The organism is Okeania hirsuta (assembly GCF_003838195.1).
Taxonomy (GTDB): Bacteria; Cyanobacteriota; Cyanobacteriia; order Cyanobacteriales; family Microcoleaceae; genus Okeania; species Okeania hirsuta.
Genome location: NZ_RCBY01000008.1, coordinates 38129 through 52149 on the forward strand (window position 1 = coordinate 38129; position 14021 = coordinate 52149).

The 14021-nt window shown below is 34.4% G+C and carries 10 protein-coding genes; 6 read left to right on the plus strand and 4 right to left on the minus strand.

The genetic code is table 11. The features are described 5' to 3' along the window. Window positions 1-439: 439 nt before the first annotated feature. Window positions 440-2221: a hypothetical protein gene (locus D5R40_RS02620; protein WP_124144043.1), complete on the minus strand. Its 1782-nt coding sequence runs from the start codon at window positions 2219-2221 to the stop codon at window positions 440-442. 230 nt (window positions 2222-2451) lie between these two features. Between D5R40_RS02620 and D5R40_RS42355 the strand changes: the two genes are divergently transcribed. From D5R40_RS42355 to D5R40_RS02650, 6 genes are all read left to right on the plus strand, one after another. Next, a complete protein-coding gene (locus D5R40_RS42355; RefSeq protein WP_353734864.1) occupies window positions 2452-2634 on the plus strand; it encodes a transposase in 183 nt (60 codons plus the stop codon). Window positions 2635-3241: 607 nt separating this feature from the next. Next, window positions 3242-4228, plus strand: coding sequence for a methyltransferase domain-containing protein (locus tag D5R40_RS02630; RefSeq protein ID WP_124154187.1), 987 nt, complete (start codon window positions 3242-3244; stop codon window positions 4226-4228). 138 nt (window positions 4229-4366) lie between these two features. Beyond that, on the plus strand, window positions 4367-5011 hold the full coding sequence (locus D5R40_RS02635; RefSeq protein ID WP_124144041.1) for a Uma2 family endonuclease: 645 nt from the start codon (window positions 4367-4369) through the stop codon (window positions 5009-5011). 285 nt (window positions 5012-5296) lie between these two features. Continuing rightward, window positions 5297-5671 (plus strand): hypothetical protein, encoded by a 375-nt coding sequence (locus D5R40_RS02640; RefSeq protein ID WP_124144040.1) that lies wholly within the window; start codon window positions 5297-5299, stop codon window positions 5669-5671. A gap of 12 nt (window positions 5672-5683) precedes the next feature. Continuing rightward, the gene (locus D5R40_RS02645; RefSeq protein WP_124154188.1) at window positions 5684-6526 is read left to right on the plus strand and encodes a caspase family protein; all 843 of its coding nucleotides are present in this window, start codon (window positions 5684-5686) and stop codon (window positions 6524-6526) included. A 75-nt stretch (window positions 6527-6601) separates the two neighbouring features. After that, window positions 6602-7378 (plus strand): GUN4 domain-containing protein, encoded by a 777-nt coding sequence (locus D5R40_RS02650; protein ID WP_240041529.1) that lies wholly within the window; start codon window positions 6602-6604, stop codon window positions 7376-7378. Between the two features lie 352 nt (window positions 7379-7730). On the opposite strand, the gene fumC is transcribed toward D5R40_RS02650, so the two are convergent. The 3 genes from fumC to D5R40_RS02665 all read right to left on the minus strand — a co-directional run bounded on the left by fumC (window position 7731) and on the right by D5R40_RS02665 (window position 12235). Continuing rightward, entirely contained in the window at window positions 7731-9128 is a 1398-nt protein-coding gene (gene fumC / locus D5R40_RS02655) for a class II fumarate hydratase (RefSeq protein WP_240041530.1), read from the minus strand. 160 nt (window positions 9129-9288) lie between these two features. Beyond that, window positions 9289-10488, minus strand: coding sequence for a response regulator (locus D5R40_RS02660; protein ID WP_124144038.1), 1200 nt, complete (start codon window positions 10486-10488; stop codon window positions 9289-9291). 538 nt (window positions 10489-11026) lie between these two features. After that, entirely contained in the window at window positions 11027-12235 is a 1209-nt protein-coding gene (locus D5R40_RS02665; protein ID WP_124144037.1) for a response regulator, read from the minus strand. Between the last annotated feature and the right edge of the window lie 1786 nt (window positions 12236-14021).

The window sequence follows — 14021 nt, forward strand, 5'->3', positions numbered from 1 at the left end:
TAAAGTATCAAAAAGTCATATCATTAATACCAATTTGATAAATGTTTGCTACAAATAGCTAGGGTATTTATTAGAATTTCCTACGGAATGCTCCGCAAACAGAATCCAGAATTCAGGAGTCGTATGGGAATAGATTTAATACCAATTTTCAGGTCGTAAATTCTCTTTTTTGTCAAAGGGACATTTCCTACAAAATCTTTTTATTGCACTTATTATTCGTAACATTCTTTTTTCAAATTGGTATAAGGGCAAAACAAGTTGCTCAAAACGCTTTGCAAATCTTATTAACTGAGGAGTTGTAAGTAGAAATTAAATTTATATTATTATGAGAGCAATTCTTACAACACAAGAGTATTGACAATACTCTTGCTCTGATGAGTGAGTGTTGAGGGCGTTTATATACATGTCAGATGTTGCTACAAAGCTTGCGTGGTATGATTTACAGCCTTGGCGCATATTTTCGTTCCATTACTACCGATCGCCCGTTAACTATTTGAGTTTGATTCAATAAAAAAGCTTTGCCAGCTTCAGTATCAAACGCCCAAGCTTTAAGTTTAACCTTTCCTTGAGGAATTTCTTCCACAGTAAAAGACTTTTGCCAACCTGAATCTAAATAAGCTGAATTATCAAAATATTCCTTGACACTAGGTCTCGGCATTCTCTGATTAATTAACTTAAATATGATGTCTTCTCCCTCGGTATTTTCGTAAGTTAAAATCACACCATCAGCAACTTCATTTCTTTCGGGTAAAATTGCCCAACCATTGGCAAAATAAGTCCGATTATCAATTTGATTAACTGTATCAAAATAACCATAATTTAATTCTGTTTGTCTCTCTCCAGCAATATCTTGAATATTCTTACTCTTGACTAAACCAGGTTGTAAAAAACCTAATTTATCCAGAATATTAGCTGTATTTCTCAGAGGTTCAGGACTTCTTTTAGTCACTAAACATTCATCTTGAGGAATAACATTTATCATTAACAGGCAAGCCTTACTTTGTAATAAAATTACTCGGCGATCGCTCATCCTCTCCAAAGCATTAATAGTAGTCTTAAGATGTAAGATAATCAAAATACTAACTAAAAAGTAGGAAGTATATTTAATCAACTTTGTCTGAACATTTTTTTCACTAGCTAACTGCCAAAAAATAGCCAACAAATAAACCAAAGAAACCATCAAATATAAAGAAAAAGCCGTATATCTTGGAGCCAAAGATTGTTCGACACCAAAACCAACTCTACCTACAGCAGTTACAGCACCACTAATAATTCCATAAACCCCAATTATTAGCCAGCCAATTAAACGATGTAACAATAAAAAATCTGTTTTAACTAACCAAAAAAATTTCCAACCTAAAAACAGCCAAAAACCAAATACCAAACCTCCAACTATTGTCGCCACAGTTAAATTTTCAAATCCTAAAGGAGCGCCTAAAAAAGCTAAAAAATAATGAACTGTCTCAACTGGATGAGCTATAGCAGATAAAAAACTTGGATGTTTATCGGGCTTTTGATAATCATAAAAATATACGACTAAATTAGCAACTAAACCCAACAACCCACCGATAATTATCCAAATATTCTTAGTAAAAACTTCCTCAAATTTTCCAGAAGCTAAAATTGCCAATGCTGGAAAAATTAATACCCAAATTAACATTCCATTGGCATAAGAAAAAGTGCTAACCGTACAGAGACAAAAACAAATAATAAACTTAGTTCTTAAATTCAGTTTTTTCTGGGCAATAACCAAACAACCAGTCAAACAAGCAACAGGGATATAAACAACAATTTGAATTCCCCAAAGCCAATTTTCATATTGGGCAGGAGAAAAAATTAGTAAATTAGAAATTGCCAAGAGCAAAAGTTGAGTAAAAAGACTAGCCCTAACAGTCAACCTATTTAAACAATAAATATTGAAAGAAACAACACAAGTCAACAAAAATATCACCAACATTTCATATCTGACATCCCAATTAGTCAAATAAGCTAAACCGATAAAAATTAGCCTGGGAAAAAATTTTCTACTTTCATGGAATTGAGCAAATAAATCGCTAAAAGATAAATTTCCAGCATAGATTTTCTCAAACATTACTGCTAGAGGCCATTGGTCAGAAAAAGGAAAATTTACGCTATATTTTAGGATGCAAATTCCCATGAATAAAACTGGCAAAAAAATCAGAAATAAAATAGGAATTTGTCGGCGGTTGAATTGTTGCATAGACTAGAAATATTTGAATTAATGACTATACTCAAGAGCTTTTCAAGTTTAATAAACTCCAGGTATAAAAGATAATATTAGATAATTTTCAGACGAAACAAAGGAAAAATGTATTTATAGAACCCCTGAGTGGGATCTTTTAGGAATAAAGTTATACTAATGAGCGATCACCAACTAGCATGAGAAAATGCCAGCCTTCAAGTAGTTTAACAGACAAAGAATAGGTTCTGATCGAACCACTACTACCTAAGAAGAAGAAAACTCGGCCACAAAAATGGAGCAACAGAGAAATCTTAGATGGTATCTTGTATCAACTTAAGAATGGTTGTAACAGGTGTAACTTACCCTGCATACTTACCTCCTTATTCAACAGTGTTTTGGCAGCTACATTCAGTGGCGAGCATCAGGGATAATTGAGAAGGTTAGAGATGTATTGCATTCTCAAGTACATCAACAGGTAAAAAAAGCCAGATGGACAACTTTAATCATCATTGATTCACTTATCTGTAAAAAATACCTGTAATGCTAGTATCAAGTCAATCATGATTTTGTTTTTACAAATCCACGAACGGAATTAAGCGACATAAGCGCGTTAGATAGTCTCGGTTTTCCTTCTTGCTCCGTCCTTACTCTGAGGAAACCTCAGAGCGGGCGGTGCGCTTTTTTACTTATTGCAGCAAAGCCAATGTATCTGACGATTAGGGATGAACAGAAATTTTGTCAGATAACATTGATTACTTCAAGTCCAAACCTGTTAACCCATAACAAAATTACTATTTTACTTGACAGGTGTAAAAGCTTGACCAAAAATTTTGTTTGCGCAGCATTCCGCAGGAAAAGGACTCTTAAAAAGACTACAGCTAAGATTAATCTGTGTTTGATCCGATTGATGCTTCAGAGATTGGCGGTCGCATAGAACTCATTTGGGTTCTATAGCATGGTATGCTGACGCGAGGCCGCACCACTGTTCCCTGTTCCCTGCTATAAATAAAATGGTAAATAAATAATCTGGTTTGATAAATGTTCTTATATTACTTATTGGGATTTCTACTTTTACTATCAGTAGTAGGTATTACGCTTTATTTCGTCACCCCTCGCAGTTATGAGTCGTCTGAGACGGTAGCTAATTCCTACGATGAATGGACTCAAGACGGTATCCTAGAATTTTACTGGGGCGAACACATTCACTTAGGTCACTATGGTTCGCCACCACAGAAGAAAGATTTTTTGACTGCAAAGTCTGACTTTGTCCATGAAATGGTGAAATGGGGAGGGTTGGATAAACTATCTCGCGGTACTACTGTTCTAGATGTAGGTTGTGGCATTGGTGGCAGCACCCGTATTTTAGCAAAAGATTATGGGTTTGACGTTACAGGAATTACGATTAGTCCTAAACAAGTACAACGCGCTCAGGAATTAACCCCGGAAGGAGTTGATGCTAAATTTCAGGTAGATGATGCTCTAGCACTTTCTTTTCCAGATAATAGTTTTGATGTCGTTTGGTCTATTGAAGCGGGACCTCATATGCCAGATAAAGCTAAATATGCTGAAGAAATGATGCGGGTATTAAAACCTGGTGGAATATTGGTTGTAGCTGACTGGAACCAGCGAGACGATCGCCAAAAACCACTCAATTTCTGGGAAAAACCTGTAATGAAACAGTTATTAGAGCAGTGGTCTCATCCTGCTTTTTCTAGTATTGAGGGTTTTTCGGAACTGATAGCAGAAACTGGATTAGTGGAAGGGGAAGTAGTGACAACAGATTGGACACAGGAGACTATTCCTTCTTGGTTAGATTCTATTTGGCAAGGTGTAATTAGACCTCAAGGAATGATTCGTTTTGGTTTATCAGGGATAATTAAGTCTATACGAGAAGTACCTACTTTGTTACTGATGCGTTTGGCATTCGGGAGCGGTCTTTGTCGTTTCGGAATGTTCCGCGCGGTTAAGGTTAGTTCAATATTATCATCAACAGAGAATACTCAAGCTGAAGTAGTTAAAATGTAATGTCGTTTTGTTTAAGATAAATAGTATTTTTGCTGTTGCTTATTTTGCTAACTAGACTTACGCAAATTGACTTTTAAACCACCATATGTAGGGGCGAATGGTATTCGCCCTCTCTATTAGTTAACATCAATTTAATTTATGACAAATTTACAAGTAAAAACTTCAACAGATACATGGATTTCAGCTACTTGGGATGAATATCTCCAAACTATTGAAAATCCCATTTATACTAAAGCAAAATCTTATTATTATCAAGGAAAATTCAGAATAGAAATGTCACCAGTAAGTCACGACCATGCTAGCGATAATACACTTATTTCTATAGCTATTGGTATTTTCTGTAGTCTCAAAAATATTGACAATAAAGGTCTAACTAATTGTAGTTATAGAAAAATCGGATTTCAAGAAGTACAACCAGATATTTCCTACCATATAGGTGACAATGCCAATATTATTCCCTGGGGAACTTCTATTGTAGATTTAGGTACATATCCACCCCCAGATTTAGTTATAGAAATAGCCAATACTTCACTGTCTGATGATAAAGGAGAGAAAAGGTTGATCTATGAAGATTTAAAAATCAAAGAATATTGGATAGTTGATGTAAAAAATGTAGATATTATTGCTTTTACTATGGTTGATGGTGGCAGTAAAAGGATTACAGAATCTATAGTTTTACCAGGATTAGTAATAGATGTTTTAAAAGCGGCTTTACAACAGAGTCGAAGTATCAATCAAAATCAAGTTATTGCTTCCCTATTGTCTCAATTTCAAGAATCTTAATCAGAGAATATAGTAATCCTAAATTATGTTGTAATATTTTATCGTGGGGGTTTGGATAACCCCTATAATTTACGATTTTTGCTTAAAGAACTAATTTAAGGTTATAATTATTCTGATTATCTGTTTACAGCGGTTTTCATTTTGGGTAGAACACAGTAGGGAGTTGCATACAATGTCCTGGATTATCATTTTTGTAATGTGGTTCATTGACCTGAAAACTGCTGTGCTAGTTTATTTATCTTTTGAATTAGTAATTTTATTCCTGAAAACTAACAATTAAACATTATGTGGTTAGAAAATATTCAACTAACAATTACTCTATCTGACCAACAATTAGAAGAGGAACAGCTTCAAACAGATACCGAGAATATGTTGTCGGAAATTCAAGAATTTGATGGAGTACAAAAGGCAGATTTAATACCAATAGAAACTGCCGAACCTATATCTAAAAGTATCGGCGGTTTTTTAGTGGGAATTCTTACCGCAGAAATTAATGCTAAAAATCTCAAAGCTTTGGTTGGATATTTAGGCGATCGCCTCTATGGTAAGACTATGAAAATTAAAGCTGAAGGTAATGGTCGAAAGATAGATATTGAAGTTCGTAATCTGGAAGATTTGAATAAGGTTTTGAGAGAAGTAGATAATTTTTTGAATGCTTAAGGATATTTTTTCATGGCAAAAATAGCTCTATTAATTGGAGTTAGTGAATACCTCCCAGAATTTCCGGCTTTGCCTAGTGCGGTGAAAGATGTTGAGGCAATGAAGGAAGTTTTAGGTAATTCGGAAATGGGAGGTTTTGATAATATTGAGGTTTTGAAAAATTCCAATCGTCAACAGATAGAAGAGGCAATTTATGATTTGTTTGCTGACCGGAATAAGGATGATGTTTTACTTTTTTATTTTTCTGGTCATGGAGTTAAAAGTAGAGAGGGTAATTTATTTTTAGCTACTCCTCAAACTCGCAAAGGTGAAAGGGGAATTGTTACGCCGACTGCTGTGGGTGCTAGTCTTTTACAAAGTCAAATGAATGATAGTTTTTCTCAACGTCTGGTTGTGATTCTTGACTGTTGTTATAGTGGCGCATTTACTAAAGGAATGACTGCTAAAGGGGATGAAAATATAGATATTCAAACTGAATTAGGTGGAGAAGGTAGGGCAATTTTGATGTCTTCTAGTGCTGTTCAAAGTTCTTTTGAGTCGGAAGGTTCTGAATTATCTATTTATACAAAATATCTCGTTGAAGGTATTAAAACTGGAGCAGCAGATACCGATAATAATGGCAAAATTTCAGCCGATGAATTGCATCAATATGTGAGTGAAAAAGTACGCCAAGAATCTCCAGCAATGACTCCTCAATTTGAACCTCACAAGGAAGGTTATCGAATTTTTTTAGCACGTTCGCCACAGGATGAACCGAATTTAAAATTTCGTCGAGAAGTTAAAGAAATACTGATTAAAAACAATGGCGAAATTAGTTTGCTAGACCATAATTTTTTGGATGAACTCTATAGATAAATTGGGTTATCCCAGCCTGAATCTGAAGCTATTATAACTGAAGAAAAACAGCCTTATGAATTATTTAAAAATAAATTGAAGCGTTATGAAGACGCTTTAATTTTAGCAGTTAAAGAAAGTAATCCTTTAACAGAAAATAATCGCAAAACTCTCCAGAAATTTCAGTCACTTTTTGGGTTGAGAGATGAGGATATTGCGCCTATTGAGGAAAAAATTATATCCCAGCTACCAAAGCCACCTAATCCCAAACCTAAACTCAAAGTAGGGTGTTTTGTAATAATAGGTACAGGAGTTTTACTAAGTATTTCGTTTTTTACTTTACTACCAAAGTCAGCACCACCACCAAGACCATTACCATCGTTAACAACAACACTACCAACAGACCAAAACTCAAAGTATTCAAAGCTAGAAAATCTACTAAAAGAAAAGGAGTGGAAAGAGGCAGATATAGAAACTTCTCGTTTAATGTTGAAAGTTGCGGGGGGAGAGGAGCGAGGATATCTAAGTGAAAAAGATGTAGAAAATTTTCCTTGTACAGACCTCCGCACAATTGACCAGCTTTGGGTAGAATATAGTGATCGTAAATTTGGCTTTTCTGTGCAGAAGAAAATTTACCAGAGTTTGGGTGGAACAAAAGAGTATGATTCAGAGGTATGGAAAAATTTTGGAGATCAAGTAGGATGGAGAAAAGGAGACGAATCGTTGAGCTACGATGAGCTTTGGGAGGAGGATAACCTCCCTTCCATGTTGAAGGGGAACCTCCCTTCCATGTGGGTGCTTATTAATGGCAATAGGCTTATTAATGGCAAACGGTTTGTGGTCTTCTCTCGCGCAGAGACTTGTAGACTTTAACATATAAGCGTTTCAGCCGTCAACAGAAAAAAGTTTTAGGAACTTAATTTTACGAATTTTGTTGATTTCAGGATTTTGATACCCTTTTTTCAGTTATCAGTTATCAGTTATCAGTCTAGTAGGTTGGGTTAAGCGACAGCGCAACCCAACAAAAATCTATATCTATAGAAATAAAATATGTGTTGGGTTTCACTTCGTTCTACCCAACCTACGAAATGGTTGTTTTTTATTATTAGGAATTGTTTAACTCACTACCTGAATTTAACTCTTTATCTGTACCAGTCTATAAATGTTAATTTTCGGTGTGTTACGCTGACACTAACACACCCTACTAGACCTACTTTTCATCAAACTAAGCTGAAGGATGAGTCATATTTTTAGGAATCACAATCTCATCAAATTCCTCCGCTGAAACATAACCCAACTCCAAACAAGCTTCCTTCAAAGTCAACTCTTTCTCATGGGCAACCTTAGCAACTTTCGCAGCATTATCATACCCAATTTTTGGACTCAAAGCTGTCACTAACATCAAAGACTGTTCCAAATAAAATTCAATTTTTTTCTGATTTGCCTGCAAATCAACTAATAGAAAGTCCGTAAAATTATTACAACTATCAGCAATCAAATTAATCGACTGAATTAAATTAAATATCATCATCGGTTTATAAGTATTTAACTCAAAACTTCCCTGAGCGCCAGCAAAAGCGATCGCTGCATCATACCCCATTACCTGAGTCGCCACCATCGTCATTGCCTCACACTGAGTAGGATTAACTTTTCCTGGCATAATTGAAGACCCTGGCTCATTTGCAGGCAAAATTAATTCCCCAAACCCACACCGGGGACCACTTCCCAACCACCGAATATCATTAGCAATTTTCAACAACGAACAAGCTAAAGTCTTCAGAGTGCCGCTCGCCATAACTATTGGATCGTGAGCAGCTAAAGCAGCAAATTTATTCGGTGCAGACACAAATGGCAACCCAGTTATTTCACTAATATATTTTGCAGCAAGTTCGGCAAAACCACTAACTGTATTTAATCCCGTTCCCACTGCGGTGCCACCTAGAGCGAGTTCATACAAACTTGGCAAAACATTAGTTATGTGTTGTATATTTGCATCGAGTTGTGCCACATATCCAGAAAATTCCTGCCCCAATGTTAACGGTACAGCATCTTGCAAGTGGGTACGCCCTATTTTAACAATTTCGGAAAATACTTCTGATTTTTCCTGGAGTGCATCGCGCATTTTCTTGACTTTCGGCAACAACTTTTCCTGTAATGCTATTGCTGAGGCGATGTGCATAGCAGTGGGAAAAGTATCGTTAGATGACTGCGACATATTAACGTGGTCGTTGGGATGTATTGGTATTTTGCTTCCCATTTCTCCACCAGCAATTTCGATCGCCCGGTTAGAAATGACTTCGTTGACATTCATATTGCACTGGGTGCCACTTCCTGTCATCCAGACTCGCAGCGGAAAGTTACCATCTAGTTTCCCAGCAATTATTTCTTCTGCTGCTTGAGAAATTAATTTTGTTTTATCTTCTGGGAGTTTGCCGAGTTCGTGGTTGGTTTGAGCAACTGCCTTTTTGAGAATGGCGAATGCTTTGATGACTTCTGGTGGGATGTAGTCTTGGCCAATACAGAAGTAGATGAGCGATCGCTGAGTTTGAGCGCCCCAATAACGATTTGCTGGTACTTCTATTTTTCCCATGCTATCGCTTTCAATGCGCATTTTAGACGACATTAATTCTGTCATTAGTATTTTGATGATATGGTGTATCTTTATATTTACTTACATCATTATCTTTTATGGCACTGACTTAGTTAAATTTTTATTTTTTTGTCTTTAATTTATAAGAATTTTATGCTCATAAAATTATCTGATTATACTATTTTTATTCTCTTTAGCATTCAGGTGCCAAAGCTAAAGATTGCGAAAGGTTATTTTTATTTTGATATTTCTGTTTTTTTAACTTTAAATATTTTTCTACTGTGTCTAAGATTTTTTTTGCATTTGCTGGTTTTCTTAAAAAATCTGTTGCTCCTGCTAATAATCCCCTAGCCCGATTTAGATAATTATCCTGTCCAGTATAAATAATAATAGGAGTTTGTTTATAAATTGAAGCTTTCCGCAAAAAATTACAGAGTGCATAACTATCAACTTCCGGCATAACTAAATCTATAAATATTAATTCAGGATTTTTTTTAGCCATTAATCCTACCCCTTGCATTGGGTCAGTAATTTTCTCAATTTTATAACCTTTAGGCATCAAAATTTGCTCTAAAAATTTACCTGTTGTTGGTGTAGAATCTATACAAGCTATCAGAGGTCTATAACGATTTGTTGAACAGTAAGCTAGGTGTAATTGTTCCCATGGAGAAGGTAAATCTGGTATAGCTCGAACTTCTATTACACCTTGTTTTAAAAAATGATATATAGTACGAGTTGTTAAGGTTAAACATTGCCTTTTTTTAGCTGTAATATCCCACAAGGTATTTTCACCATTAAATTTATTAGTAAGAACCTGTATAGATTCTTCACTGAGACGACTTTGTAATTTTATAGATTGTTTAACTACCGGAGCTTGTTCTGGGAAAATATCATTAATACCTATTTTCTGCCAGCGTTCCCAAAGTTTTTGTGCTGCCTCTATAACTTGCTTTAATTCTAATGGAGATAATGCTAAGTTGGAACAAATTTCTGATGTTAATTCCCCATCGGATTGCCAGTTGAGATTTAAAATTGACTGACCTGCTAAAGCAAAGAAAATTTCATAGCTGCTACTACGGATAATTGCTTTACCTTGTTTTATAGTTATTTGTTCTTTAGTAAGACCTTGCTGAAGAAGCTTATATTCCCATAATTCTTCAGTAGATAGTAAATTAGCGTTAAATTTTAGATGCTGACAATGTTGACTAATTGTTCTGTACCAACGTCTAGTTTGATGTAATCCCCCTGTAGCATATAACATTTGTCCTCGACAAAAGTAAATCTGCCATTTTTGTTCGCCATTGTCTAATATTAGTTTACCTGTTGCTTGCTTGTGACTAAGTGCGGCCAAAACTTTCCATACTTTGTTACACCTGATATTAGTTATTAACATAATTATTCTATTTTATATTTGCTATCTAATTTTATCTCTAGTTTAATCATACAATCAAACTTTTTCTATAGGGTTTAACCCTCTACGGAGTATTTTATCCACGATTAATTATTAAAAAATTAATTTTTCTGAAAATTTTACTATAAACATATAGATTAACTAGCTGTAAGCTATCAGTTACTAGCAGTCAGCGGGGATAGTCCATATAAAAAAGACATCTAAAAGCTTGGGTTAAAATCCCCGACTTCTAGCTTGTTGTTTAATTTTATGAGGAGTTGAAATCCCATTCTAAAAAGCTGAATACTAAACGCTCTCTCGCTGTTTGCGGAGCATTCCATCAGGAAATACTTTTTAATAATGTTGATTTAATGATTTTATTAAGATTACTTTTTTAATATATTTTACGAGATATAACAAAAAGATTAGGCGGCTAGTCGTGATGTGGTTTATATAGAAACACTAGATTTGACAAGTGCAAAATTGTGTATCAAAATTATCATTAATGAATAATTAACTTATAATTGATCGCAATTTAGTGTTAGCTTCCTACAGCCATAAAAGTCAAATCATATGTTTGCCCCAAAGTGCTTTTCAAATCATTTGTAGAATGTTTAGGATTGACATACTTTTCCAAAACTTCTACAATTTTTTCTGGATCGTAAGATTTATACAGGTAATCATTAGCACCTACAATTCTAGCTCTAGTCCGGTCGATAATACTGTCTTGAGTTGAAAAAAATACAATTGGTATATCTTGAAAGGTAGTAGTTTTTCGTAAAAATTTACATATTGTATAACCACTAACTTTAGGCATAATTAAATCCAAAAAAATTAAATCAGGTTTACATTCTTCCAAAAGAGCTAATCCTTTAATTGGATTTTGAATATGCAAAATTTCATATCCCAGTGGCTTGAGAATTTTATCCAGTAAGAAACCAGTACTATAACTATCATCAATACAAGCAATTTTGACTTTATCAACACTCTTTTCTATCGCTGGCAAGTGAAATTTTTCTGAAGGTGGAAGCCAATCTTCTACCTTCAGAAAATTAATTAAGCCTAGTTTTTCAAAGCTATATAAACTATGGGTAATTACCTCTAATGACATTTTCATTTCTAATGTAATATCCCAAATTGTTCGTTTACCATTGAGTAACTTATCGAGCTTCAAAACAGACTCTGATTTTTCTTGATTTAATAACTTATTTCTATTTTTAATAATTGGCACAAGTTCGGGATTAATGTGCAATAAACCTTCATCTTTTAAAGATTTTAAAAGTATTTTTGCTGAAGCAAGAACTTCTTTAATTTCTCGCCTTGATAACAGTAAATTTAAAGTTTTTTGAGAAGTGGAATGTTTCTGTGGATGCCATCTTCTTGTTAAACCTGCTTGACTAATAATAGCAAAGAAAACTTCTTCAGTGATAGTACGCAAAATTGCCTTAGCTTCACTTAAAGTTATTTGATTATCACTAATAGCTATTTGCAACAATTTATATTCCCATAGTTGAACATTTGTTAACTGATTAAGTTCAAATTTAAAGTTAGGACAATGTTTCTTGACAGCTCTATACCAACGTCTGGTAGGGTGTAACCCACCACTTGCATATAAAAGATGACCAAATAGGAAATAAAGTTGCCATTCTTGATTGCCATAAGCGACGCTCAACTTTCCGGTAACTTGCTTTTTGCTGACTATACTCAGGGTATTTGCTAGCTTAATATAACCAATAGTGGGTGCTGACATAATTATTGAACCTTTCAAATCATCGTAATATTTAATTTTGCAGTATTAAGCACTAGAGCAGCATGATATAGACATGGTTTTTATTGTTTCATATTTCCTTTATTATGTCATCGCTTGTTATACTGAGTTTTTTTAATAATTGTACTGAAATATCAGGGTTTTCTCAGAAACTTTTTGATTTACTTGTTTGTAGCAGGAAACACTTAACAGTGGGGAACAGGTTTTCTTGTATTCAATTCATCATCACTCTATATACTAACCAATTCAATATTTACTAACAATATTTATTATTAACCACATTCTCTACCGATTATACATCCGCCATTCGGATTATTTTTGAATTATTTTTTTCAGCAGATTCATAATATTAGATTGTAGGTATAGCAGTAGACAGATAGGTTAGGACATAGATTGATCAAGATATTTAGACAGGGAAATATTTTTCCTACTTTTCCCTATTCCCTGTAATATTTTATATTTTCGACATTGATTTAATTGTATCTCATCTCAAACTTGGTTGATTGTATACCAATTTGATAAATATTTGCTACAAATAGCTAGGATATTTCTTAGGAGTCAACCCACCCCTAACTCCTCCCAGGAAGGGAAGTCAGTCCTCAGATAGGAGAGCTGTCGGATTGGCGACGTACAGAATAAATAGCTTTGATACCATTTATTAGGTCGGAATTTATATTTTTAGTCCAAGGGACATCTTTGATAAAGTCTTTTAATTGCCCTTATTATTCGTAACATTATTTTTCCAAATTGGTAGTATATAATTAGTGTTTCGTAATTTTCATAATTTACTTGCTTGCAAATTGTTATAATATTAAGTCTCATGTAATACTTAGTGTGATTCGTTCTGGAAAATACTATTTGTGTTAAATTTACACTTAAATCCTTGTAAATGAAGTGTTCTATAAATTATCAAATCAGCTCTCCAAAGCAATAATATTTAACTTAAATAAATTAGTTAGGTATTAGCATAATAAATAAAGATATTAATGTTTGAATGCGATGACAAGATTGGGGATAAAATGGAAAAGTTATTGTTCCTATAGCAGTACGTTCTTTAGTGAGGACAGTAAATTTGACTGAAAAGGGAGTAGGGGGTAGGGAATAGAGGAATGTCTGCACTATATTTGCGTAGTGCTATATGTAAAATTGATAAAAATTAGTTTTAGAAGTAGGTAAAGAGTTAAGTGAGTATGATTAGCCATTAGTTTCATTTGCAAAAATACCAGGCAAAAATAGACCTATTATCAAACTTTTCTAATTTAGCAATAAGTCTAATACCAATTTGATAAATATTTGCTACAAATAGCTAGGATATTTCTTAGGAGTCAACCCACCCCTGCCCCTCCCAGGAGGGGAAGTCAGGAGGACCGAGTCACACGGGAATAGCTTCAATACCATTTTCAGGTCGGAAATCATTCTTTTCTCTTGGTGCGCTACCAGGTGCGACTGGCGTCGTCGCGGGGTCACACCGCTTTGTCGAAGAGAATATCCTGCACGTGTTTTTTTATTCCTCTTACTATTCGTAATATTCTTTTTTCACGCTTGGTATAACAAACTCCTGCTTAAGATAAATAGACATCTGGTAAAAATCAAAAATTAAATCAATTCTCACACTAGATATATCAATTATTTCTCCCTACTGCCTACAGCAAAGCTGCCTACTCCCTCTTTTCTGGAGATGTCTAATAATTATTATCTCAACAATAAGATAGTAAAGAATGATCGAAATTCTAGTCTTGTCTTCAGAGTAAGTTACTAATCTATTAGC